Origin of the sequence: Burkholderia sp. BCC0397, from assembly GCF_902832865.1 — a bacterium.
GTDB lineage: Bacteria > Pseudomonadota > Gammaproteobacteria > Burkholderiales > Burkholderiaceae > Burkholderia.
The window spans coordinates 661,867-686,647 of sequence record NZ_CADFDL010000001.1 but is presented as its reverse complement, the minus strand read 5'-3'; the positions used below and the strand labels follow the sequence as shown (position 1 = coordinate 686,647).

Below are 24,781 nucleotides of genomic sequence, written 5' to 3'. Positions count from 1 at the left end.
GCCTGCTAGACTCCGCAAACCCTGTTCCGTTGCAGCCACCTGCCCCCATGTCATCCTCCCTGCGTCTTGTCGAAGGCAAACTGACCGCGGTGCGCTTTCTCGAGCGCCCCGACCAAGGCAGTCCCGGAAGCCGTCAGGTGCCGCCCGTCGACCCCGAAGCCCGGAAGAAATCGCTGGGTTACTGGTTCACGCACACGGCCGTGCCGATCATGGCCGCACTCACCGGCAACGGCGCCGCAGCCAATGCGCTGGTGTTTCAGCAAACCGACGAAGACCTCGTCCTGGCCCAGTTGAACGCCGCGGCCGACAAGGTCGAGCATCCGGCGACGTGGTCGTACGCGAACATGCGCACGACCCAGACCTTCGTGTCGGCAAACGCATACGTGACCGTGGGGAAGAACGGCAAGATCCTGTTCGCGAAGCTTCCGGTCGAAATCGAAACAGGCGGCGAAACGTACCGCGGGTTCCTTGGCGGCCAGTGCTTCGACGTTGGCGACGACGTGGTTGCCGTCATCGATCGCCGCGGCCGCCTGTTCGCGCTGTCGTCCCCCGACCGGCGCCGCATGGTCATGGATCACACGTGCAGTGAGAAGGGGCTGGCCGGCCTGACGCGCGACCTCTGGCTGGCGTGGAAATGGATGTTCATCGGCATGAACTGCTTTCTCGTCCCGATCATGGCCCTGGTGCTATGGACCGGCGACGGCGGCTTTTCCGACCTGAGTGTCGATCTGGCCATGCTGCTGGGCGCGCCGCTCGCGATGGGCATCCTGCTCGCCCTGCTCCTGGGCGTGCGGCTGTCGTGGGCCGACTGGCTGCCGGCGTGGCGCACGTCGAGCATCCTGAAGGTGCTGGGCCGCGCGGATCTGTGCGCGGTCGATTTCCTGGATACGCGCACCGAGGCCGAGCGCAACGGCCAGGCGCGCGACACGGATATCGGACAAATCTACTATGCGCCCACGCCCAAGGCCTGACGCGCCGCCTCCATCGCCAACGCCTGCCGCTGCGCGGCCATCGCCAGGCGCCGCCAGTTGCGGGCCGCATACCGGTGCGCCTGCTGCAATGCGAGCCACAATCCGACCTGCCTGATCGGCCTGAAAAGGCCGCGCGCGCTGAACACGGTGCGCCGCTCGACGCGCGTTCTGTCGCCGTCAATAGGCGTCAGCGTGAATTCATCCTCGAGCAGGCCGACCCAGTCGCGGCACCACACCGTCGACGCGACCATCCGGTAGCGCAGCCGGCGGTTTTCGTCGAGCACCAGAATCCGCTGGTCGATCGTGCCGCGATCGGTCGTGCACTGCCGCGTGTTGCCGACGGCAGGCGTCCCTTCGAGCACGCGGCAACTGACCGGCTTCGGCACGCCGAGGCGGAACAGCAGCGGCCGCGTGTCGTCCATCCGCGCATGCAGGAAATGCGGCCACACGTGCTCGGGCCGGCAATCGAACGTCCACCGGGAATGAATTTCCACGACCGTCTCCTCACGGCTGTCGGTGCGCACATGATGGCACAGGCGCGCCGCGCCGCCGTTACTTCACGACCGCGCGCCATGCGCTCCGCGCATAGACGAGCAGCAACGGCAGCAGCGCCAGCGCAAACAGCATGCACAGCGCGAGCACCCACACCGGCCATTGCTGCGGATTCCCGTGCGCCCAGTAACGGTACGGCACGCTCAGGAATGCGATTTCCATCAGCAGCGCGCCGAGCGGCACGAGCCCGTTCAGCACCGCCGCCATGCCGAAGCGGGCGGCGCCGTCGATCTTCTTCCCGGCCCCGTACGCCGCGATCAGGTAGACGAAATACCCGATGATCGCGACCATCACCGTGCCGCCGGCCAGCAGCCCGATACTGCGCACGCTGCGTTCATGCAGCTGATGCGCCCCTTGCGGCAACACGACATCGATCTTCTCGCCGATTTCAGGCGCGGCGCCCGAGCGGATGTTGCCCGGCAGCACGATGCGTTCGCCATCCGGCATCACGGCTGCCAGGATCGACGTGTACTTGATGCAGCGGTACGAAGAGGTTCGCCCCGAGCTGTCGCGGCGCTCGCAGGTGTCCCACTCGGACTGATAGGACACGACGGTCGCTTCGTATTTCGGCGACACCGCCAGTGCGTAGAGCTCGTCGCCGATCCAGTACGCGAACGGGAACAACAGCGACACCAGGCAAAAACACACGAGCCACCAGAACGCGACCGCGCCGCCGGAGCCGCGCTTGCCGCCCGTCTGTCGGCGCACCATCCGCGACGCGAGCCAGTAAGCGACCACGCCGAATACGACCACGCACACCACGAAAACCTTGCCCGCCTGCGTCAAAGCCATCTGCCGTTCCCCCGCTAGCCGGTCGAATCGCCGCCGGCTGTTTCGTCATCCAGATCGATCATCGCGTCGCCGTCACGCCCCGGCCGTCGACCGCTATGCCGGCTCGCCGACGAATCGCAGCGTGCCCGATTCCCCCGACAGCAACGCGCGGTTCGCGTCTGCCGCCGCGCGCAGGTAATCCCACAGCGCGGTCACGCGCCGCAGCTTGCGCAGATCCTCGCGGCACGTCAGCCAGAAACACCGCGTAACGACCACGTCGTTCGGCAGCACGGGCACCAGCGCCGGCTGCGTGGCCGCCATGAAGCACGGCAGGATCGCGAGGCCGCCGCCCTGCAGCGCCGCGAAAACCTGCGCGATCACGCTGGTGGTGCGCAAGCCGGCCGTCGCGCCGGGCACCGCGCGGTCCAGGTACAGCAGCTCGTTGCTGAACGCGAGATCGTCGACGTAGCTGATGAACGCGTGCTGCGCGAGATCGTCCGTGCAGGTAATCGGCGCATGGTTGGCGAGATAGTCGCGCGTCGCATAGAGCCGCAACTGGTAGTCGCACAGCTTCGTCACCACGTAAGGCCCGCGCTCGGGCCGCTCGAGCGTGATCGCGAGATCGGCCTCGCGCTTCGGCAGGTTGACGAAATGCGGCACCGGCAGCAGGTCGACCGTCACGTGCGGATGCGCGGCGCGGAACCGCGCGAGCTGCGGCGCGAGGAAAAAGCAGCCGAACCCTTCGGTCGACCCGATCCGCACGTGGCCCGACAGCGCCTCGCCGGTGTTCGCGACCTGGTCGCAAGCGGATTGCACGGTCGTCTCCATCGCATCCGCATACGCGACGAGCCGCTGCCCCTCGGCCGTCAGCGTGAAGCCGCCGGAGCGCGACTTGTCGAACAGCAGCGTGCCCATCGCGGCCTCGAGCGCGCGGATGCGCCGCGCGACGGTCGTGTAGTCGACGCCGAGCCGCTTCGCGGCGCCGCTCGCGCGCTGCGTGCGCGCGACTTCGAGGAAAAAGCGCAGGTCGTCCCAGTTCAGGTTGCCGGAAACCGGCTCGGTGGCATGTCGCATCGGCGAGGGAAAAAAGGGCGGGCGTCTCCGGGCCGGCCGTCGATATGCATAAATGCACATCCAACCGGTTTCTTTATCGGTACATCATGAATCTGCGCATAACTATACTCGACCGTGACCTGCGGACCATGAGCCGCGGGCAATAAAACCGGAGACACCATGCAGACCCGATCCACCCTCGATGAGCATGCGACCATCGCGACGCCGGCACCGGCCCGCACCGCGAAGCACTACCTGCTGGCCGGCTGGGCCAGCATGGCCGGCACGACGATCGAGTGGTACGACTTCTTCCTGTACGGCACCGCCGCCGCGCTCGTGTTCAACCGCATCTTCTTCCCGTCGCTGGACCCGGTGGTCGGCACGCTCGCCGCGTTCGGCACGTTCGCGGTCGGCTTCATCGGGCGGCCGATGGGCGGCATCGTGTTCGGCCACTTCGGCGACCGCATCGGCCGCAAGTCGATGCTGATGATCACGCTGCTGCTGATGGGCGTGCCGAGCATGATCATCGGGCTGATCCCGTCGTACGACAGCATCGGCTACTGGGCCGCCGCGCTCTTGATCGCGATGCGCTTCCTGCAGGGGATGGCCGTCGGCGGCGAATGGGGCGGCGCGGTGCTGATGGCCGTCGAGCACGCGCCGAAGGGCCGCAAGGGGCTGTTCGGCAGCCTGCCGCAGACGGGCGTCGGGCTCGGGCTGATCCTGTCGTCGGTGGCGATGGCCGCGGTGGCCGCGCTGCCGGAAGCCGACATGCTGTCGTGGGGCTGGCGCGTGCCGTTCCTCGCGAGCATCGCGCTCGTCGGCCTCGGCTGGTTCATCCGCGCGAAGGTGCCGGAATCGCCCGACTTCGAGAAGATGCAGCGCCAGGGCAAGGCCGAGAAATCGCCGGTGACGGCCGCGCTGCGCCGCCATCCGCGCGAAGTGCTGACGATCGTCGGCGCGCGGGCCGCCGAGAACACCTGGTTCTACATGGTCGTCACGTTCGCGCTCGCTTACGCGACGCAGCAGCTGCATCTGCCGAAGGCCGAGATGCTGCACGCGATCACGGCCGGCGCGGCGCTGTCGCTCGTCACGATGCCGCTGTGCGGGCACCTCAGCGACCGCATCGGCCAGCGCCGGATGTTCGCGATCGGCCTCGTGCTGATGTGCGCGTTCGCCGCGCCGTTCTTCATGATGCTCGGCACGCAGCAGACGTCGTACGCATGGTGGGCGATCGTGCTCGGCCTCGGCGTCGTATTTCCGATCCTCTATGCGCCGGAATCGCTGCTGTTCGCGCAGCAGTTTCCCGCGGAAATCCGCTACAGCGGCATCTCGCTGTCGGTGCAGCTGGCCGGCGTGATCGGCGGCGGCTTCGCGCCGATGATCGCGACGTCGCTGCTCAAGGCCGGCGGCGGCCAGCCGCACTACGTGATCGCGTACCTCGTCGGCTTCGGCGTGTTCGCGCTCGTGTGTACCGCATTGATGCGTCCGGCGCGGGCCTGAGCACGCCGGCCGGCATTCGATCGAATTCAGTTCGCCCTGCCGCCCGCCGCGCCTGCACGCGCGGCGGACGCAGCCCCCCTTTGTCATCGCCACACCGTTTCCCGGAGAGAATTTCATGAACGCCGCAGTTCCCCAGACCACCCTCGCCCTGCCCACCGCCAAGCTGCTGATCGACGGCGCGTTCGTCGATTCGCAAAGCGCCGAATGGGGCGACATCGTCAACCCCGCGACGCAGGAAGTCATCGGCCGCGTGCCGTATGCGACGCTCGACGAGGTCGATGCCGCGATCGCGTCCGCGCAGCGCGCGTTCCAGACCTGGAAGACGACGCCGATCGGCGCGCGGCTGCGCATCATGCTGAAGTTCCAGGATCTCGTGCGCCGCAATCTCGAACGGATCGCGCACACGCTGACGGCCGAGCAAGGCAAGACGCTGCCCGATGCGCAGGGCGACATCTTCCGCGGCCTCGAAGTGGTCGAGCACGCGTGCTCGATCGGCACGCTGCAGCAAGGCGAATTCGCGGAGAACGTCGCGGGCGGCGTCGATACCTACACGCTGCGCCAGCCGATCGGCGTCTGCGCGGGCATCACGCCGTTCAACTTCCCCGGGATGATTCCGCTGTGGATGTTCCCGATGGCGATCGTGTGCGGCAACACGTTCGTGCTGAAACCGTCCGAGCAGGACCCGCTGTCGACGATGCAGCTCGTCGAACTCGCGATCGAGGCCGGCGTACCGCAAGGCGTGCTGAACGTCGTGCACGGCGGCAAGACGGTGGTCGACCGCCTGTGCACGCATCCGGACATCAAGGCGATCTCGTTCGTCGGCTCGACCCGCGTCGGCACGCACGTGTACAACCTCGGCAGCCAGCACGGCAAGCGCGTGCAGTCGATGATGGGCGCGAAGAACCATGCGGTCGTGCTGCCCGACGCGCACCGCGAGCAGTCGATCAATGCGCTCGTCGGCGCGGGCTTCGGCGCGGCCGGCCAGCGCTGCATGGCGACGTCGGTCGTCGTGCTGGTCGGCAAGGCGCGCGACTGGCTGCCCGATCTCGTCGAAAAGGCGAAGGTGCTGAAGGTCAATGCGGGCGCCGAAGCCGGCACCGACGTCGGCCCGGTCGTGTCGAAGGCGGCGAAGGAACGCATCCTGTCGCTGATCGACGCCGGCGTGAAGGAAGGCGCGACGCTGCTGCTCGACGGCCGCGACGTGAAGGTGCCCGGCTACGAGCAGGGCAACTTCGTCGGCCCGACGATCTTCTCGGGCGTGACGACCGACATGTCGATCTACACGGAAGAAATCTTCGGGCCAGTGGTGGTCGTGATGGAAGCCGACACGCTCGACGACGCGATCGCGCTCGTCAACCGCAACCCGATGGGCAACGGCGTGGGCCTGTTCACGCAGAGCGGCGCGGCCGCGCGCAAGTTCCAGAGCGAGATCGACGTTGGCCAGGTCGGCATCAACATCCCGATTCCGGTGCCGGTGCCCTACTTCAGCTTCACCGGTTCGCGCGGCTCGAAGCTCGGCGATCTCGGCCCGTACGGCAAGCAGGTCGTGCAGTTCTACACGCAGACCAAGACGGTCACCGCGCGCTGGTTCGACGACGACGCGACGGCCGGCGGCGTGAACACGACGATCGCGCTGCGCTGATGCGACGCATGGGGAGCCTCGACATGGAAATCGCCTTCATCGGACTCGGCAACATGGGCGGCCCGATGGCCGCCAACCTGCTCAAGGCCGGCCACGCGCTGACGGTGTTCGACCTCGACGCGCACGCGGTCGACGCCGCGGTACGAGCCGGCGCGACGGCGGCCGGCTCGCCGCGCGACGCGGCCGCACGCGGCGCAGTCGTGATCACGATGCTGCCGGCCGCGCAGCACGTGCGCGCCGTCTACCTCGGCGACGACGGCGTGCTGGCCGGCGCGCGCGCCGGCGCGACGCTGATCGACTGCAGCACGATCGATCCCGGCACCGTGCGCGCGGTGGCCGAAGCCGCCGCGCAGCGCGACTTTCCGCTCGCCGACGCGCCGGTGTCGGGCGGCACCGGCGGCGCACAAGCCGGCACGCTGACCTTCATGGTCGGCGCGGACGGTGCGCTGTTCGAGCGCATCCGCCCGGTGCTGCTCGACATGGGCAAGAACGTCGTGCACTGCGGCGGCACCGGCACCGGCCAGATCGCGAAGATCTGCAACAACCTGCTGCTCGGCATCTCGATGATGGGCGTAGCGGAAGCGATGGCGCTCGGCGCCGCGCTCGGCATCGAGCCGGCCGTGCTGGCCGGCATCATCAACACGTCGACCGGCCGCTGCTGGAGTTCGGACGCGTACAACCCGTATCCGGGCGTGAGCGACACGGCGCCGGCCGCGCGCGGCTATGCGGGCGGCTTCGCGGCGAACCTGATGCTGAAGGATCTCGGGCTCGCGACCGAAGCCGCGCGCAGCGCGCATCAGCCGGTCTGGATGGGCGCGCTCGCGCAGCAGCTGTATCAGTCGATGAGCCAGCAGGGGCTCGGCACGCTCGACTTCTCCGCGTGCGTGAAGCTGTACGAGGCGCAGCCGGCCTGACCCGCCCGGCCGACGCCGGACGTGCGCCGACCCGCGATGTGCGTGAACGGCATCGCGGGTCGGTTTGCATGCGGGGGAAGGAAAACGCGGGCGGCGTGTCCGGCGCAACAATCGCGCCGCCGCTCGGTCAACCGCGCGGGTTCGACGCCGTCTCGAAGGTCGGATGGCACTCGAACGCGAGTTCGGAGCGTGCGTCGATGCGGCGGCCGCCGGTCAGCGATTCCTGCTTCACGCTCGCGCGCATCCCGCGCTGCGTGCAGTAGTTGGTGGCTTCGCTGACGGCCTTCTCGTGGGCGTCGGCCCACGTCGTCGACACGCCGACCGTGCGCGTCGTCACGGTGTATACGTTCGGGTTCGACGTCGCGGTCACGTCGGAAGCAGTCGAACACGCGGCGAGCAAGCATGCAGCAGCCGCAATGGTCAACCATCGCAAGGTTCGGAAAGAGACTGGAATGGACATGGAGGGCAGGCGCACGTCGGTAGACGTGCATTGAGCAACATAGGCGACAGTATGCCTGCTCGATCGCCGGAGATCATGCCCCTTTCGGTGAACACATTGTTTCGAATGGTTAAACGATGGCCGAATCAGGCAAGATTTACAGCCATCGTCGGCCATCGTTTTCGTCCGGCAGGTCATTTCGCCCGGCGCGCCCGCCGGCCGGGGCGCTCACGCCGGCGTGACGGTCAATGCGCACCCGCCTGCCGGATGCTCGCGGACGCTTCCGCGAGGTTTCGCCACGCCGGCTGCCCCGGCGCGTAGCGCGCGCGGATGTAGGCAGCAAGCTCGGCCATCTGGCGATCGTCGAACGCGTCGCCGAAGCCCGGCATGTAGCCGAGCCCGTGGGTGGCCGGCTGGTCGATCCCGTGATGCAGCACGCGCAGCAGGTTGTCCGGCGTCGCCTGGCTGACGCTCGTGTTGAGCCCCATCAGCGGACGCACGCCGAAATGCCCGACGCCGCCCGATTCCGCATGACAGACCGCGCACGCCGCGTCGAATGCGCGGCGGCCGTTCTCGAGGCCGAGCGTCGCGATGGTTTCCGCGCCGCGCGCGTGGCGAGTGGCCGCATCCGCGGCGACGGCCGCATCGACGGGCGGCGACAGCGACGCCAGATAATGCGCGATCGCCTGCACGTCGGACTCGGGCAGCCCCGCGAGCCCCGCGACGACGGGCGCCATCGGCCCGGCCGCGACGCCGTGCTGTGCCGAGAACCCGGTGCGCAGATAGTCGAACAGCGCGCCTTCGGTCCACGGCACGGGCGACGCCGGCGACGCGACGAGCGGCGGCGCGACCCAGCCTTCCGCTTCGCCGCCCGACAGGTAGGCGCGGCCGCCCTTCTCCGCACCGAGCGCGTTGCGCGGCGTGTGGCATGCGCCGCAGTGCCCGGCGCCGTCGACCAGATACTTGCCGCGATTCCACGTCGCCGAGCGCGCCGGGTCCGGCGCAAACGGCCGCGCGTCGTGATACAGCCCGTTCCAGCCGGCCACGAGCCGCCGCTGGTCGAGCGGGAACGGCAGCTTCGTCTTCGGCGGCACGTGCTTCACCGGCGGCTGCGACATCAGGTACGCATAGAGCGCGAGCAGATCGGCCTCGCTCAGCTTCGCGAATGCGGTGTACGGGAACGCCGGATACAGGTGCGAGCCGTCACGCGAGATGCCTTCGCGCATCGCGCGGGCGAACGCCGGATACGACCACGTGCCGATGCCGGTTTCCGGATCGGGCGTGAGGTTCGTCGTGTAGATCGTGCCGAACGGCGTATCGAGCGCGAGCCCGCCCGCGTTGGTCGCGCCGCCGGGCGCCGTGTGGCACACCGCGCAATCGCCGGCGAGCGCGACCTGGCGGCCGCGTTCGAGCGTCGCCGCGCTCCACATCGCGCCGTCCGCGCCGCCGGGCGCAACAGGCGCGATCGGCGCAGGGCCCGGCAGGATCACGCACGCCAGCCCGATGATCCCGCCGACCACGCCGCCCGCGCCGCCGCCGGCCAGCCAGCGGCGCCAGCGCGATGCGCGGCGCGGGGCCGCCCGCGGCGCGTCGCCGGTATCGGCCGGCACCGGTTGCGCGAGCGCGGCGCGAATGTGCGCGGCATCGAACGGCGGTGCGCGAAAACGCACGCCCGTCGCGTCGTACAGCGCGTTGGCGATCGCGGCCGCGGCCGGCGCGGCCGCCTGTTCGATTCGCCGCGCATCGTGTGCGGACAGGTCGCCGTGCGCGCGATGCGCGGCTGCGTCGACTGCAACCAGCTCGTGCGCGATCGCGTCGGGCCGCGCGCCGGCATCGGTCTCGTCGTGCGCGGGCCGCGCGGACAACCGTGCGCCCATCACGCGGGAAATCGCGGCCTCGATCTGCCACGCGGGCAAGCCGGCCAGCGACGCGTCGCCCGGCTCGCCGGCGCCCTGCCCGGCCACCACGCGCCGCACCGAGACGTCGCCCGTCGCGCAATCGACGTCGAGATCGACGACCCACGCGGACCAGCGCGAATCGCCGTCACGGTCGGCATCGTCACCGGATGCGGCTGTGCGCGCATCGGCACGCTCGCCGTCGAATGCGAAGCCGCGACCGCTGACACGCGACGCCGCGTTCGCCCGGGCCGCCGCCGGCACGCCCCATGCGGCGCGTTCGCTGACCATCCGGATCGTTTCGCGCGGCCCCGCATCCCGCGCGGCATCGAGATGCTGCAACCGCAACGCGACCGGGTCGCGCCGCAACGCGCCCGCGAGTTCGTCGACGAAGGATTCGCGGGCAAAGACGTGCGCATGACCGGGAATCGCGCCGTCGGCATCGGCCAGCTCGATCGACGTCTGCGCGTGCCGATAGACGAATGGCGATGCGGGGCCGGGATCGGCGCGTTCCTCTGCGCCGCGAGCATCGCTCGCCCCCTCGCCGGCCGCCTGCGCGCGATAGCGCCAGGTCGTCATCCGGCCGTCGGGCGCGGTCCGCGTTTCGATATCGAACGATGCATGCGTGTGCGCATCGCCGAGCGGCCAGGCGTAGCGCGCGCGGTGCGGGCGCGATGCGTCGGCGGCCGCGTCGTCGTGCGGCGCCGGTTCCGTCACGCGCGCCGGCGCCACGGGCAGACCCGCGTCATGCTTCATCGCCGCCTCGCAGATAGCGCGCGGCGCGATGCACCGCGCGGATGATCTCCAGATGCGTGCCGCAGCGGCACAGGTTGAAGCGCAACGCATCGCGGATCGCCGCATCGTCGGGCGCGGGATTGCGATCGAGCAGCGCCTTCGTGCTCATGATCATTCCGTTCAGGCAGTAACCGCATTGCGCGGCCTGCTCGTCGATGAACGCGCGCTGGATCGGATGCGGCGCGTCGCACGACCCGAGCCCTTCCAGCGTCGTGACGTCGCGTCCGTGCGCGGCGGCGGCCGGCACGACGCACGAACGCGTGGCCTGCCCGTCGACGAGCACCGTGCACGCCCCGCACTGCCCGAGCCCGCAGCCGTATTTCGGGCCGTTGAGCGCGCAGTCGTTGCGCAGGACCAGCAGCAGCGGCGCGTCGGATGCGGCGTCGGCGAAGGTATGCGGCGCGCCGTTCACGCGAAACGCCAGCGGCCGCGACGGAGAAGCGGGATGGGACATGAATGGATCCGGAATACGGCGTGCGGGCCGGAGTCGGCCGACGGCGCGCACGGCCGCCGGCTGGCGCCTGCCGGCGCGCATGACATATAACACGCCGAAATGCGCGCGTTGCCGCGCATCGATTCCCGCGCCGGCGCAGCGGCTGCACAGCGTCGGCCGGTGCAGGTACCGCGCGTCAGGCCGCGGCCGCCGCGTTGCTGCGCGACGGCGCTTCGAGCGGCACGTCGAACACGTCGTAGCCGAACACCCACGACGGATCCTCGTTGGTGCGCAGCCACGTGTTGTTGTGCGACACGAGCTGCACCTTCGACGCGCGCGCCGCGCGGTTCGCCTCGTACAGCGCGAACGCGCCTGCATGGTCGCCGATGCCGACTTCGTCGAGACAGCGCGCGAGCATCGCCGCATCCTCGATCGCCATCGCCGCGCCCTGCGCCATGTGCGGCTTCATCGGATGGCACGCGTCGCCGAGCAGCACGAGCCGGCCGCGGCTCCACAGCGGCAGCGGATCGCGTTCGAGCAGCGGCCATTTGGTGATCGACGGCGATACGTCGATCAGATGCTGGATGTCCGCGTGGAAACCGGCGAACGCCTCGCGCATCTCGTCGCGGCTGCTGTCGACCATCGACACGCCTTCGGGCCACTCGGCCTGCGGCACGCCCGTCACGTAGTAGTACTCGTCACGCTTCTCGGTCACGTAATAGACCATCATGTGGCGATCCTCCGACCACCACTTCACGCACATGTCGTACGGCTTGTTGGCGAGCAGCGATGCGGGGAACACCGCGCGGTGCGCGACATAACCGGTGTAGCGCGGCGGCTCCGCACCGAGCAGGTGCTCGCGGAGCCGCGAATTCACGCCGTCCGCGCCGATCGCGATGTCGGCCGTCTCGACGCTGCCGTCGGCAAACGTGAGGCGCACCTCGCTGCCGGTGTCCACCACCGCCGCGAGCCGCTTGCCGAAGCGGATCGTGCCGGGCGTCACCGCCTGCGTCATCAGCGCATGGAAATCGCCGCGATGCACGGTCAGGTAGCTCGCGCCGTAGGCCTTGCGCGCGTAATCGCCGAGCGGAATCCGCGACAGCACGTCGGCCGTCCGCCAGTCGCGGCTGTACCAGCAATCCGGATGCGAACCCATCGTTTCCAGCGCGTCCTCGCAGCCGATGCGCCGCATGATCTTCATCACGTTCGGGCCGAGATGGATGCCCGCGCCGAGACGCGAGAACGCGGGCGCCTGCTCGTACAGCGCGACGTCGTAACCGCCGCGCTGCAGCAGCGCCGCAGCGGCCGTGCCGCCGAGGCCGGCGCCGATGATTGCGATACGGGGTTTGCTCATGCGGATCTCCTGATCGTGGGCCCATTGCCGAACGCGGCGCGAGGACGGGCGGATTGAATGGCGTTTATGTAGCGTACACACTCAATTTATTCAGGACAAGCAGATTGTTGATCGCCGCCGACGCATTCGGGAAAACACCAATAAATCGTCTAAACCCCAAGCACACCAACAATACACCCATGCCGAACGGCATTTTGATTCATTGCCATTTTCAAATGTACACACTAGACTTTGCCCAACATCCGGCGATCCCGCGCCAGCGTGCCGCCCCACCCTTACCGACACGGAGCCTCCCGTCATGAGCAAGACCTACCGCATCGGCCAGATCGTGCCGAGTTCCAACACGACGATGGAAACCGAGATCCCCGCGATGCTGCGGCTGCGCGAAACGATCCGGCCCGAGCGCTTCACGTATCACTCGAGCCGGATGCGGATGAAGAAGGTCGTCAAGGAGGAACTCGCGGCAATGGATGCCGAATCCGACCGCTGCGCGGTGGAACTGAGCGATGCGCGCGTCGACGTGCTCGGCTACGCGTGCCTCGTCGCGATCATGGCGATGGGTCACGGCTACCACCGCGTGTCGCAGGCGCGTCTCACGAAGCACACGGCCGACAACGGCGCGCAGGCGCCGGTGCTGACGAGCGCGGGCGCACTCGTCGACGCGCTGAAGGTGATCGGCGCGAAGCGCATCGTCGTCGTCGCGCCGTACATGCTGCCGCTCACCGAGCTGGTGGTCGACTACATCCGCAACGAAGGCTTCGACGTGCTCGCGTTCCGCGCGCTGGAAATCCCCGACAATCTCGACGTGGGCCGCCACGATCCTGCGCGCCTGCCCGACATCGTGAAGACGCTGCCGTACCAGGACGCCGATGCGATCGTACTGTCCGCGTGCGTGCAGATGCCGTCGCTGCCGGCCGTCGCGAAGGTCGAGGCGATGACGGGCAAACCGGTGATCACCGCCGCGATCGCGACCACCTACGCGATACTGCGCGAACTCGATCTCGAACCGGTCGTGCCCGGCGCCGGCGCGCTGCTGTCCGGCGCGTACTGAGCGCCGCCGCCACTTCGGAGTATCCCAATGTCCTCGACTTTCCTGTACGGCGCGAACGTCCGCGCCAACGGCATCCGCCAGCACTATCTGCGCTACGGCGGCGCGACCGGCGCGCGCGCATCGCGCCCGGCGATCGTGCTGATTCCCGGCATCACGAGCCCCGCGATCACGTGGGGCTTCGTCGGCGAAACCTTCGGCGCGGCGTTCGACACCTACGTGCTCGACGTGCGCGGCCGCGGGCTGTCGGACGCGTCGCCGTCGCTCGACTACAGCCTCGATGCGCAGGCGGATGACGTCGCCGCACTCGTCGCCGCGCTCGATTTGCCGCGCACGAGCCTCGTCGGCCATTCGATGGGCGCACGGATCGCCGCGCGCGCGGCCCGGCGCGGCATCCGCGGGCTCGCATCGGTCGTGCTCGTCGATCCGCCCGTCTCGGGCCCGAACCGCCGCGACTATCCGGGCAAGCTGCCGTGGTACATCGACTCGATGGCGCTCGCGCGCGCCGGCACCGACGCCGAAGGCATGCGCGCGTTCTGCCCGACCTGGACCGACGCCGAACTGCAGTTGCGCGCCGAATGGCTGCATACCTGCGACGAGCGCGCGGTGCGCACGTCGTACGAAGGCTTCCACACCGACGATTTCCACGCGGATGCCGCGCAACTGGCCGTGCCGTCGCTGCTGATCACCGCCGAGCGCGGCGACGTGGTGCGCGATGAAGACGTCGCCGAACTGCAGCGCGCGACGCCGACGATGCGGCACGTGCGCGTGCCCGACGCCGGCCACATGATCCCGTGGGACAACGCGGCGGGCTTCTACGCGGCGTTCGGCGACTTCCTCGGCGCACCGCTCGCGGCCTGAGCGCGCGGCGCCCGCCCCTTTCCTTCACGCCTTTACCGGAGCCGACGATGCCAGTCAGCGATACCCAACTGATCGACGCGTGGAAGCAGGTCCTCACGCTGTCGCGCCTCGAACCGGGCCAGACCGTCACGATCCTGACGAGCGCGGCCACCCATCCGCAGACGCTGTCGTGCGCGCTGATCGCGACGCAATCGCTGGGCGCGATCGTCAACCGGCTCGACCTGCCGCCCGTCAACGGCGACAAGGCGTTCAGCCGCGACCCGCTCGCCTACCTCGGCACGACGCCGCTGACTGGCAACAAGGCCGCGATCGCCGCGCTGCGCGAGAGCGATCTCGTGCTCGACCTGATGACGCTGCTGTTCTCGCCCGAGCAGCACGACATCCTGAAATCGGGCACGAAGATCCTGCTCGCGGTCGAGCCGCCCGAAGTGCTCGTGCGGATGGTGCCGACACTGGCCGACCGCACGCGTGTGCTCGGCGCCGCGAAAAAAATCGCCGCCGCCCGCGAGATGCGCGTGAGCTCGGCGGCCGGCACCGCGCTCGTGTGCCCGCTCGGCGAGTTCCCGCCGACCGCCGAATACGGCTTCGTCGACGCGCCGGGCCGCTGGGACCACTGGCCGAGCGGCTTCGCGCTGACTTACCCGAACGATCGCACCGCACGCGGCACGATCGTGATCGATCGCGGCGACATCCTGCTGCCGCAGAAGCACTACGTGCGCGAGCCGATCGCGCTGACCGTCGAAGGCGGCTACGCGACGCGCATCGAAGGCGGCGTCGACGCCGACCTGCTGCGCGACTACATGGAAACGTTCGCCGACCCCGAAGGCTATGCGATCTCGCATATCGGCTGGGGGCTGCAGCCGCGCGCACGCTGGTCGACGCTCGGGCTGTACGACCGCGAGGCGACGATCGGGATGGATGCGCGCGCGTTCGAGGGCAACTTCCTGTTCTCGCTCGGCCCGAACAACGAAGGCGGCGGCAACCGCACGACCACCTGCCATATCGACATCCCGCTGCGCCGCTGCACGGTCGAACTCGACGGCGAGACCGTCGTGCGCGACGGCCGCGTGACCGATCAATCCACCCAACCCGCCTGACCGACGAGCGCCCGACACTATGAACAATCTTTCCCGTCACGCCGAAGCGAACGTGTATCGCCAGCAGGGTTTCGGTACGCCATTGCCGCCGCACGGCAACCTCGGCCTGCTGATCGTCGATTTCGTGGTCGGCTTCGCCGATCCGGCGACGTTTGGCGGCGGCAACATCGCGCCGGCGATCGCGCGCACGACGCGGGCGCTCGCGCTCGCGCGCGAACGCGGCTGGCCGGTCGCGCACAGTCGCATCGTGTATGCGGACGACGGCAGCGACGACAACGTGTTCTCGCTGAAGGTGCCCGGCATGGCGACGCTGACCGAGCATCACCCGAACAGCGCGATCGTGCCCGAACTCACGCCCGCGCCCGGCGAACTCGTCGTGCGCAAGACCGTGCCGTCCGCGTTCTTCGGCACGCAGCTCGCGCCGTGGCTCGCGCAGCGCGCGGTGCAGACGCTGCTCGTCGCGGGGGCCGTAACGAGCGGCTGCGTGCGCGCGAGCGTCGTCGACGCGATGTCGCACGGGTTCCGCCCGCTCGTGCTCGCCGATTGCGTCGGCGATCGCGCGATCGCACCGCACGACGCGAACCTGTTCGACATGCAGCAGAAATATGCGGCCGTGATGCCGCTCGACGATGCGATCGCGGCGATCGATGCCGTGCAGGCGCGCTGAGCTGCCGCGTCGCGCGGGTGGCTCCGGCCATTCGGGCCATTCGGGCCATTCGGGCCATTCGGGCGGTTCGGGCGGTTCGGGCGGCTTGAGCGGCTTGAGCGGTGGCTACGCCAGCACCCGCGCGCAATTGACGCTGCGGTTTTGGCGACCTAGATTGACCGCATGCGCCGTCGCGCCGCGGCCGCCCGCCGTCTCGAGTGCGCCGCGCGCTGCACGCACGCAGCATCCGTCGCGACCGCGCGCCGGCCGCACCTTCCCCGACAGGATCCCTCCTCCGTGAACCGCTCCGAACTGCTCGCGCGCACCGGCTGCCTGACCGTGATCCGGCCGCCCGCGCCGCCCGTGAAGCCGGCGCCCGGCCAGCCGGGCAGCCTGTCGTCCTACGTGCCGGCGCTGCCCGAAGTGTTCGTCGCGATTCTCGACGACGGCCGCATCCTCGCGTTCAACGGCCACGTCGATCTCGGCACCGGCATCCGCACGTCGCTCGCGCAGATCGTCGCCGAGGAACTCGACGTGCCGGCCGTGTGCGTGACGATGGTGCTCGGCGACACGGCCGCGACGCCGAACCAGGGCCCGACCATCGCGAGCGCGACGATCCAGATTTCCGCGACGCCGCTGCGCTGCGCGGCCGCCCAGGCCCGTCACGCGCTGCTGGCGCTCGCCGCCGAGCGGTTCGGTGTCGACGCGGCGCGGCTGGGCATCGACGATGGAACGATTGCAGCCGATGGACAGGCGATCACGTTCGCCGCGCTCGTCGCCGCGCAGCGGATCGCGCTGACGCTCGATCTGAACACCCGCACGAAGGACCCTGCTCACTACCGGATCGTCGGCCGCTCGTCGCCGCGCGTCGACCTGCCCGCGAAAGCGACCGGCCAGCTCACGTTCGTGCACGACATGCGCGTGCCGGGCATGCTGCACGGCCGCGTGGTCCGGCCGCCGTATGCGGGCCACGACAGCGGCCCGTTCGTCGGCACGTCGCTCGTGGACGTCGATCGCGCGTCGGTGGCCGACGTGCCGGGGCTCGTGGCCGTCGTCGCGCTCGGCGATTTCGTCGGTGTCGTCGCCGAGCGCGAAGAGCAGGCGATCCGCGCCGCGCGCCAGTTGCGCGTGACGTGGCGGCCGCTTCCCGCGCTGCTGCCGCTCGACGAGCCGGCCGCCGCGATCGCCGCCGCGCCGGCCCGACGCCGCGTGCTGCTCGACGAAGGCGACGTGGACGCCGCGCGAACGGAACCGGACACGCTCACGCTGTCCCGCACCTACGCGTGGCCGTTCCAGATGCACGGCTCGATCGGCCCGTCGTGCGCGCTCGCCGACTACCGCGCGCCCGGCGACGGGCGCATCACCGTGTGGTCCGGCACGCAAAACCCCGTGTCGCTGCGCTACGACCTCGCGACGCTCGTCGCGCGCGATGAAGCCGACGTCGATGTCGTGCGGATGGAGGCGGCCGGCTGCTACGGCCGCAACGGCGCGGACGACGTGTGCGGCGACGCGCTGCTGCTGTCGCGCGCGGTCGGCCGCCCGGTGCGCGTGCAGTTGTCGCGCGCGGACGAACATCTGTGGGAACCGAAAGGCGCAGGCCAGTCGATGCAGGTGACCGGCACCGTCACGCGCGACGGCCGCCTGCTCGGCTATGACTTCACGACGCGCTATCCGTCGAACGACGCGCCGCTGCTCGCGGCGCTGCTGACCGGCGCGCTCGCGCCCGAGCCGCGCGTGTTCGAGATGGGCGACCGCACGGCCGTGTCGCCGTATGCGAGCCCGCATCGCCGCTTCGTCTGCGAAGATCTCGCGCCGCTCGTGCGCGCATCGTGGCTGCGCGGCGTGTCGGCGTTGCCGAACTCGTTCGCGCACGATGCGTTCGTCGACGAATGCGCGGCGCTGACCGGCGTCGATCCGCTCGCGTTCCGGCTGCGCCATCTGCAGGACGCGCGCGCGACCGAACTGCTGCAGGCGGTGGCCGACCGCGCGGGCTGGACGCCACGTGTGCCGCGCCCGCTCGGCGAACGCGACGAAGCCCGGCTCGTGCGCGGCCGCGGGATCGCGTATGCGCGCTACGTGCACAGCCGCTTCCCCGGCTTCGGCGCGGCGTGGTCGGCGTGGATCGTCGACCTGAGCGTCGACCGCGTGTCGGGCGAGATCCGCATCGAACGTGTGACGGTCGGTCAGGACACGGGCACGATGATCAACCCGGACGGCGTGCGCCACCAGATCCACGGCAACGTGATCCAGGTATTGAGCCGCACGCTGAAGGAGCGCGTGCGGTTCGCGGACGGCAAGGTCGCGTCGCGCGAATGGGCGAGCTACCCGATCCTGACGTTCGCGGAAGTGCCGGACGTCGATGTCGTGTTGATGCCGAGGCAAGGCGAACCGCCGCTCGGGGCGGGCGAATCGGCATCGGTGCCGGGCCCGGCCGCGGTCGCGAACGCGCTGTTCGATGCGACCGGCGTACGCTTCTACGCGCCGCCGTTCACGCCCGAAATGGTGCGCGCCACGCTGCGCGACGCCGGGCGGCTGATGCGCGCCGACACGGCCCGCTCATCGTTCGCGGCGAGCGCGACGTAGGGTGGCCTGCGCCGCGCGTCCCGCGTCACGCGTCGCCGTCTTCTTCCATCATCTTGCGCAGCAGGAACTGCAGCGCGACCCGTTCGCCGGGATTGAGCGCGCCATACGTGCGCTCCGTCACCTGCCGCGCGAACGGCACCGTGCGGTCGATCAGCGCGAGGCCGGCCGCGGTCGTGCGCACGATCAGCTTGCGGCCGTCGTTCGGGTCGGGCAACACCTCGATCAGCGCGCGTGTCTTCAGCCGTTCGACGACGCCGCGAATCGTCGCCTGATCGATCGCGGTCGCCTTGACGATGTCGTTCAGCGAACACGCGTGCCGTTCCTTGACCGCGCACAGCGTCACGAACTGCGCGGCCGTGAGATCCGAATCGGGGATCGCTTCCTGGAAAATCGAAACGTGCCGCTGGTACGCGCGGCGCAGCAGATGCCCGACCTGGTCATGAAAATCGTATGAATCCTTGGAAGACGCCATGAGAGTGCAGGCCCGCGCCCGCGTGCAAATGAAAGACAAGCAGTGTACACCCTCAAATCGGTGCAGCCGGCGGCCGGACGGTCGCGTCATTGCGGTGCATCATGATTCGCGCAATCGCATGCAGGTTGTGCGTGACGATCGCCCGGCCGCATCGGGTCGCCCGCCGATCGCGGCGGCGCGTCGGCCCGGCCGCGCACCGTCGCAGCGGCTGCCGCGCGTGCATGCGTCCGCTGCTGCCGGCTCTCGCGCACACACTTCAATTTTGAGCGCATACGCACGAATTTCGTGCATGCCGTCACGGGTGAATGAGCCTTTTCAGCGCATGCTTCATATCGTCCAAAACCCCTTTGCAAACACGGCCTTTTCCCGCGCAAACGCTTGCTTGAAGGTGTCCGGATTCATGCCTGCTCAATTCGGTATTTTCTAGTGTGTACGCTATTTATTTGACGTGATATACAGACTCCTGTGCGCAGCGGAACGCCCGCTTGCGTCGATCGCGCCACCCATTCATCCGTCACACTCGAACAGGGGCAGTCCCATGTCTACCGCACACCCGAGCGCCGCCGTGTCCGCCGACGACGCGCTGCACGGCGCGCTCTACCGCAAGGTCACGCTGCGCCTCATCACCCTCTTCTGCCTGTGTTACTTCGCGGCTTATCTCGACCGCATCAACATCGGGCTCGCGAAGCTCCAGATGCTCGACGCACTGAAGTTCAGCGACACCGTATACGGCCTCGGCGCCGGCCTGTTCTTCGCCGGCTACATCCTGTTCGAAGTCCCAAGCAATCTGGTGCTGCAACGCGTCGGCGCGAAGCTGTGGATCGCGCGGATCATGATCACGTGGGGCCTGCTGTCGGGCGCGACGATGTTCGTGCACACGCCGATGCAGTTCTATATCGTGCGCTTCCTGCTCGGCGCCGCCGAAGCCGGGTTCCTGCCGGGCGTGCTGCTGTACCTGACGCAGTGGTATCCCGATGCGCGTCGCGCGCGCATCGTCGCGCTGTTCATGGTGGGCCTGCCGCTGTCGAGCATGATCGGCAGCCCGATCTCCGGCTGGATCATGCGTGCGTTCGACGGCGCGCACGGGCTCGGCGGCTGGCAGTGGCTGTTCCTGCTCGAAGCGCTGCCGTCGGTGCTGCTCGGCTTCGCGGTGCTGCGCTGGCTGCCCAACGGCATCGAATCCACGCAATGGCTGAACGCCGACGAGAAGCGGATGCTGCGCGCGAATCTCGACGCCGATCCGTCCGGCAACAAGAGCCACGCGCTCGGCAAGGCATTCTCCGATCCGAAGGTGTGGGCGCTCGGCCTGATCGACCTGTGCGTGCTGCTCGGCCTGTATGCGGTGAGCTTCTGGCTGCCGACGATCCTGCGCGACACCGGCGTGAAGGACGCGTATCACATCGGCTGGCTGATGGTGATCCCGAACGCCGCCGCCGTGCTCGCCACGCTGTTCTGCGGCGCCAGCTCCGATCGCGCGCGCGAACGCCGCTGGCATATCGTCGTACCGTTCATGGTGTCGGCCGTCGCTCTGGCGATCGCGGCTTCGTCGTCGCACGGCACGCTCGGCACGGTGCTGCTGTTCTCGCTGATCAATGCAGGCGCGGCCGCCGCGATGCCGGTCGTGTGGGCGCTGCCGTCGACGTTCCTGAAGGGCTCGGCCGCCGCCGGCGGGATCGCGTTCGCGTGCTCGATCGCGAACCTCGGCGGGTTCGGCAGCACCTATTTCATCGGCTGGCTGCGCGACACGTTCCATTCGCAAAGCGCGGGGCTGTACGGCTTCGCCGCGTGCATGCTGGTGGGCTGCGCACTCGCGCTCGCCTATCCGGCCCGGCTCGTGAACCGCTGATCAACCACTGAGCAGCGCGCCGCGCGCGCAACGCTGCCTTTTTACAACCGCGCCGATCGCGCGGTCCGCCCCCTCCACGTTCCCCGCGTCATCCCGCGCACGCCGCCAGCCCGGCGCGTGCGCGCTTCCCGCCGCCGTGCCGCCGTCGCTCGCCGCTTTTTCTCCGCACAGGCACGTCGATTGCGCCATTCCCGCGCCCGCCATCCGGCGGACAGCCATCTTCCTTCCAACCGGCGCTGCGCCCCGCGCGATCCGTTGCGCGGCAGTCCCGCATCGCAAGGCAGGTTTCCTGAACGAGAGGACGACATGAAATCAATACGAACGATAGTGGCCCTGTGCTCGGTCATTTCCGTGCTCGCAGCGTGCGGCGGCGGCGACGACGCCGGGACCGAACTCGGCATCTCGAAGCCGCAGGCGCGCTTCATCAACGCGGTGCCGGCCGGCCCGAACCTCGACTACTACCTGAATGCGAAGGTCGACCAGTCGGGCGTCGCCTACAAGGGCGTGACGCGCTATCACGACGTCGATTCGGGCACGCAGACCGCGAGCTACGACGTGTCGGGCACGACCACGACCATTGCGTCCCAAGCGTTCAGTGCCGCGAACGGGCACCACTACACGACGATCGCGCTGCCGAGCACGACGTCGCTGATCTCCGTCATCGACGATCCGTACGACAAGGGCCTGCTGTCGGACAAGGCGCGCGTGCGCAGCTTCAACGCATCGCCGAATGCGCAGAACGTGGACGTGTACGTCGTGCCGCCGGGCACCGACATCACGACGCAAAGCCCGACGATGGCGGGTGCGGCCTACCAGAATGCCGTGCCGGCCACGACGCAGGATTCGGTCTACCTGAACGGCGGCACCTACCAGGTGATCGTCACGACGGCCGGCAGCAAGTCGCCGATCCTCAAGACCGCGCCGGTCAGCATCGGCAACAACGCGGACTGGCTGCTCCTGACGATTCCGTCCGGCGGCGTCGGCGACGTGACGCCGAACGACATTCACGTGCTCGTCGCGCAGGGCAACAACGCCGATACGTCCGCGCAGGAACTGGGGCCGCAGTAAGGGCCGAAAAAGGTCGCGGCGGCCGGTGCGATTGCATCGGCCGCCGCGGGTCGAATACCGGGATCAGTCGTCGGACCGTTCGAGGCAGATCACATGCTCGGCGCGCGTCCGGTCGCCGTGCTCGACATCGACATCGCCGACATGGCGCACGCGCCAGCCCGGCCGCGTCGCGATCTGCGGCAGGTTGCCGGACGGCCGGCTCTCGATCCCGCCGAGCCCGTCGTCGGGCGTAGCGACCGCTTCGTCGAGCGACGCGTTCGAATAGATCACGTTGTCCTGCAGCTCCGACGCGCCGGTGCGCGCCTCCATGCCCTTGCCGTCGACGTCGACCGTGTTGTCGGTCATCGCCATGTTCGCGTTGTCGAGCGTGACGATCCGGCCGGCCGCCCGGCGCACCGGATCGCCGCTGTCGACCGCATGCGCGTCGACATCGATCGCCGGCAAGCCGGTCGGCATTTTCCCGGCGACCGCCTCAGGCGTCAGCGGACGCCGCGCCACCTGCGCGGCCTGGGTCGCCGCGTCGGGCATGTCGCCGGCCGCCGGCGTCTTCACCGGGCTCTTCTCGATCTGTTCCCGCTGCTTTTCCGGGGTAGGGTTCGATTCCGCGTTTTGCATCGCACCTCCTTGGCCGGCCTGCGAACGCCGGCGTCACGCCGTCGCTGCCGGGCCGGAAATCGCTACAACGGTCCTTGCAAATCTTTCACGCGCACGGCCACGCACGCGCGCCCTGCGGCGCGCGTGCCACCGGCACGGCACCCGGCCGGCGGACCGCACGCTCACGCGCCGTCCGCCTGACCGCCCGACCGCGTCAGCCGCCGCTCGCGCCGGGCGCTGAAGCCGCGCCCGGCATGCTCGTGCCGGCCGCCCCGCTGCTCGGCATGGCCGATGGCGCGGTGGAAGGCGCGGCCGACATGCCGCTGGCTGCGCCCGAGTCAGAACTGGCCCCGCCGTTGTCGCTCTTCTTCTGGCAGCCTGCGCCGGCCGCCAGGCCCGCGATCAGGAGGCCGGCGAAGACGGCTCGCGATACGTGACGAAATGAATATCGCTGCATGACACCTCCGCTGATGTCGATGTGGATGGAACCCGCTGACCCGCAATTTGCGTGCCGTCGCCGGCCGCCTTGGCCGCACGCGTCTCATTCATTTTTCGAATGACGCCCAGCCGAATATTTAATTTCCCATCATGGAGCCCGCCGCCCATACTCGCGAACAAATCCGAGACATAACGTCCACGGCGGCCGGGCCCACGCTGCGTACCCACGCGGCCGGTCTCGCGCCCCGCACATGGAAGGAGACAACGGCGTGCAACTGGAAGCCATCCACCGCGCGGGCATCGGGCTCGGCGCGGACGACGCATCGCATCGAACCGACACGGCCGCGCGCGATCCCGCGCTGAGCCCGCGGCTGCACAATCCCGATCTCGCGCCGACCCAGGCCGAAGGCCGGACGTGGGGCCGCTACAGCATCTTCGCGCTGTGGACCAACGACGTGCACAACATCGCGAACTACTCGTTCGCGATCGGGCTGTTCGCGCTCGGCCTGTCGGGCTGGCAGATGCTCGCGTCGCTCGCGATCGGCGCGGTGCTCGTCTACTGCTTCATGAACCTCACCGGCTACATGGGCCAGAAGACCGGCGTGCCGTTCCCGGTGATCAGCCGGATGAGCTTCGGCATCTACGGCGCGCTGCTGCCCGCGATGATCCGCGCGGTGATCGCGATCGCATGGTTCGGTATCCAGACCTATCTCGCGTCCGTCGTGCTGCGCGTGCTGCTCACCGCGATCTGGCCGGGCCTCGTCGCATTCGACCAGAACGCGATCTTCGGGCTGTCGACGCTCGGCTGGATCACGTTCGTCGCGATCTGGCTGGTGCAGATCGGCATCCTCACGTACGGGATGGAAATGGTCCGCAAGTACGAGGGGCTCGCCGGCCCGGTGATCCTCGTCACGACGCTGTCGCTCGCCGCGTGGATGTTCAGCCGCACCGGCGGCCATCTCGCGATGTCGATCGGCAAGCCGATGACCGGCCTGAAGATGTGGACGGAAATCTTCGCGGGCGGCTCGCTGTGGCTCGCGATCTACGGCACGCTGGTGCTCAACTTCTGCGATTTCTCCCGTTCGTCGCCGAGCGCGAAGACGGTGCGCGTCGGCAACTTCTGGGGTCTGCCGGTCAACATCCTCGTGTTCGCGACGATCAGCTTCGTGCTCGCGGGCGCGCAGTTCAAGGTGAACGGCCACATCATCCACAGCCCGACCGAAATCATCGCGACGGTGCCGAACAAGCTGTTCCTCGTGCTCGGCTGCCTCGCGTTCCTGATCGTGACGGTGGCCGTGAACATCATGGCGAACTTCGTCGCGCCGGCCTTCGTGCTGACGAGCCTCGCGCCGCACCGCCTGTCGTTCCGCCGCGCGGGCCTGATCAGCGCGACGATCGCCGTGCTGATCCTGCCGTGGAACCTGTACAACAGCCCGATCGTGATCGTCTATTTCCTGTCCGGCCTCGGTGCGCTGCTCGGCCCGCTGTACGGGATCATCACGGTCGACTACTGGCTCGTGCGCAAGCAGCGCGTGAACGTGCCCGATCTCTATACCGAAGCGCCGACCGGCGCGTACTTCTACACGCGCGGCGTGAACCGCAAGGCGCTCGCGGCGCTCGTGCCGTCCGCGCTGATCTCGATCACGCTCGCCGTCGTGCCGGCCTTCAGCGCGATGACGCCGTTCTCCTGGCTGCTCGGCGCGGCGATCGCGGGCAGCGTGTACTGGCTGCTGGCCGATCGCAAACGGCACTACGAAGAACGCTCCGGCGAACACATCGCGGTCGCCTGCGCGCAACACTGACACACAC

At 69.0% G+C, this 24,781-nt stretch carries 22 protein-coding genes; 13 read left to right on the top strand and 9 right to left on the bottom strand.

The features are described from left to right. Window positions 1-47: 47 nt before the first annotated feature. Window positions 48-971, top strand: coding sequence for a hypothetical protein (locus HWX03_RS03170; RefSeq protein WP_175870207.1), 924 nt, complete (start codon window positions 48-50; stop codon window positions 969-971). Here the strand turns inward: HWX03_RS03170 and HWX03_RS03165 are convergent. From HWX03_RS03165 to HWX03_RS03155, 3 genes are all read right to left on the bottom strand, one after another. Continuing rightward, window positions 947-1,465: an SRPBCC family protein gene (locus HWX03_RS03165; RefSeq protein ID WP_175870206.1), complete on the bottom strand. Its 519-nt coding sequence runs from the start codon at window positions 1,463-1,465 to the stop codon at window positions 947-949. The two genes, HWX03_RS03170 and HWX03_RS03165, sit on opposite strands and share 25 nt — an antisense overlap. A 58-nt stretch (window positions 1,466-1,523) precedes the next feature. Continuing rightward, on the bottom strand, window positions 1,524-2,315 hold the full coding sequence (locus tag HWX03_RS03160; RefSeq protein ID WP_175870205.1) for a uracil permease: 792 nt from the start codon (window positions 2,313-2,315) through the stop codon (window positions 1,524-1,526). A 93-nt stretch (window positions 2,316-2,408) separates the two neighbouring features. Continuing rightward, a complete protein-coding gene (locus HWX03_RS03155) occupies window positions 2,409-3,368 on the bottom strand; it encodes a LysR family transcriptional regulator (protein ID WP_174433889.1) in 960 nt (319 codons plus the stop codon). Window positions 3,369-3,527: 159 nt separating this feature from the next. Here HWX03_RS03155 and HWX03_RS03150 point away from each other — a divergent pair, with 159 nt between their 5' ends. The 3 genes from HWX03_RS03150 to mmsB all read left to right on the top strand — a co-directional run bounded on the left by HWX03_RS03150 (window position 3,528) and on the right by mmsB (window position 7,403). Beyond that, a complete protein-coding gene (locus tag HWX03_RS03150) occupies window positions 3,528-4,847 on the top strand; it encodes an MFS transporter (protein WP_175870204.1) in 1,320 nt (439 codons plus the stop codon). A gap of 115 nt (window positions 4,848-4,962) precedes the next feature. Beyond that, window positions 4,963-6,489, top strand: coding sequence for a CoA-acylating methylmalonate-semialdehyde dehydrogenase (locus HWX03_RS03145; protein ID WP_175870203.1), 1,527 nt, complete (start codon window positions 4,963-4,965; stop codon window positions 6,487-6,489). Between the two features lie 23 nt (window positions 6,490-6,512). Further along, entirely contained in the window at window positions 6,513-7,403 is an 891-nt protein-coding gene (gene mmsB / locus HWX03_RS03140; RefSeq protein ID WP_174433886.1) for a 3-hydroxyisobutyrate dehydrogenase, read from the top strand. Window positions 7,404-7,530: 127 nt separating this feature from the next. Here mmsB and HWX03_RS03135 read toward each other — a convergent pair whose 3' ends face one another. The 4 genes from HWX03_RS03135 to HWX03_RS03120 form a co-directional block, all read right to left on the bottom strand. Beyond that, the gene (locus tag HWX03_RS03135; RefSeq protein ID WP_174433885.1) at window positions 7,531-7,863 is read right to left on the bottom strand and encodes a hypothetical protein; all 333 of its coding nucleotides are present in this window, start codon (window positions 7,861-7,863) and stop codon (window positions 7,531-7,533) included. Between the two features lie 224 nt (window positions 7,864-8,087). Beyond that, a complete protein-coding gene (locus tag HWX03_RS03130) occupies window positions 8,088-10,493 on the bottom strand; it encodes a c-type cytochrome (protein WP_175870202.1) in 2,406 nt (801 codons plus the stop codon). Continuing rightward, on the bottom strand, window positions 10,483-10,986 hold the full coding sequence (locus tag HWX03_RS03125) for a (2Fe-2S)-binding protein (protein WP_175819309.1): 504 nt from the start codon (window positions 10,984-10,986) through the stop codon (window positions 10,483-10,485). The genes HWX03_RS03130 and HWX03_RS03125 overlap by 11 nt, the downstream gene beginning before the upstream one ends. Window positions 10,987-11,161: 175 nt before the next feature. Continuing rightward, complete coding sequence (locus HWX03_RS03120) at window positions 11,162-12,319, bottom strand: FAD-dependent monooxygenase (RefSeq protein ID WP_175870201.1); 1,158 nt, start codon at window positions 12,317-12,319, stop codon at window positions 11,162-11,164. A 298-nt stretch (window positions 12,320-12,617) separates the two neighbouring features. Here HWX03_RS03120 and HWX03_RS03115 point away from each other — a divergent pair, with 298 nt between their 5' ends. From HWX03_RS03115 to HWX03_RS03095, 5 genes are all read left to right on the top strand, one after another. Then, on the top strand, window positions 12,618-13,370 hold the full coding sequence (locus HWX03_RS03115; RefSeq protein WP_175870200.1) for an Asp/Glu racemase: 753 nt from the start codon (window positions 12,618-12,620) through the stop codon (window positions 13,368-13,370). A gap of 27 nt (window positions 13,371-13,397) precedes the next feature. Then, window positions 13,398-14,228: an alpha/beta hydrolase gene (locus tag HWX03_RS03110; RefSeq protein ID WP_175870199.1), complete on the top strand. Its 831-nt coding sequence runs from the start codon at window positions 13,398-13,400 to the stop codon at window positions 14,226-14,228. A 47-nt stretch (window positions 14,229-14,275) separates the two neighbouring features. Continuing rightward, window positions 14,276-15,325, top strand: coding sequence for a 2,5-dihydroxypyridine 5,6-dioxygenase (locus HWX03_RS03105; RefSeq protein WP_175870198.1), 1,050 nt, complete (start codon window positions 14,276-14,278; stop codon window positions 15,323-15,325). A 19-nt stretch (window positions 15,326-15,344) separates the two neighbouring features. Further along, window positions 15,345-15,992, top strand: coding sequence for an isochorismatase family protein (locus tag HWX03_RS03100; protein WP_175870197.1), 648 nt, complete (start codon window positions 15,345-15,347; stop codon window positions 15,990-15,992). A gap of 276 nt (window positions 15,993-16,268) precedes the next feature. Continuing rightward, the gene (locus tag HWX03_RS03095; protein ID WP_175870196.1) at window positions 16,269-18,554 is read left to right on the top strand and encodes a molybdopterin cofactor-binding domain-containing protein; all 2,286 of its coding nucleotides are present in this window, start codon (window positions 16,269-16,271) and stop codon (window positions 18,552-18,554) included. 25 nt (window positions 18,555-18,579) lie between these two features. Here the strand turns inward: HWX03_RS03095 and HWX03_RS03090 are convergent, their stop codons facing one another. Continuing rightward, window positions 18,580-19,026 carry a MarR family winged helix-turn-helix transcriptional regulator gene (locus tag HWX03_RS03090; RefSeq protein WP_174433876.1) on the bottom strand — a complete coding sequence of 149 codons (447 nt, stop codon included), beginning with the start codon at window positions 19,024-19,026 and terminating at the stop codon, window positions 18,580-18,582. A gap of 538 nt (window positions 19,027-19,564) precedes the next feature. On the opposite strand from HWX03_RS03090, the gene HWX03_RS03085 reads away from it, so the two are divergent. Both HWX03_RS03085 and HWX03_RS03080 read left to right on the top strand, forming a co-directional pair. Next, entirely contained in the window at window positions 19,565-20,872 is a 1,308-nt protein-coding gene (locus HWX03_RS03085) for an MFS transporter (RefSeq protein WP_175870195.1), read from the top strand. Between the two features lie 306 nt (window positions 20,873-21,178). Then, the gene (locus HWX03_RS03080; protein ID WP_175819302.1) at window positions 21,179-21,940 is read left to right on the top strand and encodes a DUF4397 domain-containing protein; all 762 of its coding nucleotides are present in this window, start codon (window positions 21,179-21,181) and stop codon (window positions 21,938-21,940) included. A gap of 63 nt (window positions 21,941-22,003) precedes the next feature. Here the strand turns inward: HWX03_RS03080 and HWX03_RS03075 are convergent, their stop codons facing one another. Next, window positions 22,004-22,555, bottom strand: a complete 552-nt coding sequence (locus HWX03_RS03075; RefSeq protein WP_175870194.1) for a DUF3005 domain-containing protein — start codon at window positions 22,553-22,555, stop codon at window positions 22,004-22,006. A 233-nt stretch (window positions 22,556-22,788) separates the two neighbouring features. Between HWX03_RS03075 and HWX03_RS36820 the strand changes: the two genes are divergently transcribed. Together HWX03_RS36820 and HWX03_RS03065 are read left to right on the top strand one after the other, a co-directional pair. Beyond that, on the top strand, window positions 22,789-22,971 hold the full coding sequence (locus HWX03_RS36820) for a hypothetical protein (RefSeq protein WP_174434220.1): 183 nt from the start codon (window positions 22,789-22,791) through the stop codon (window positions 22,969-22,971). 252 nt (window positions 22,972-23,223) lie between these two features. Further along, window positions 23,224-24,774 (top strand): NCS1 family nucleobase:cation symporter-1, encoded by a 1,551-nt coding sequence (locus HWX03_RS03065; RefSeq protein ID WP_175870192.1) that lies wholly within the window; start codon window positions 23,224-23,226, stop codon window positions 24,772-24,774. Window positions 24,775-24,781 lie beyond the last annotated feature (7 nt).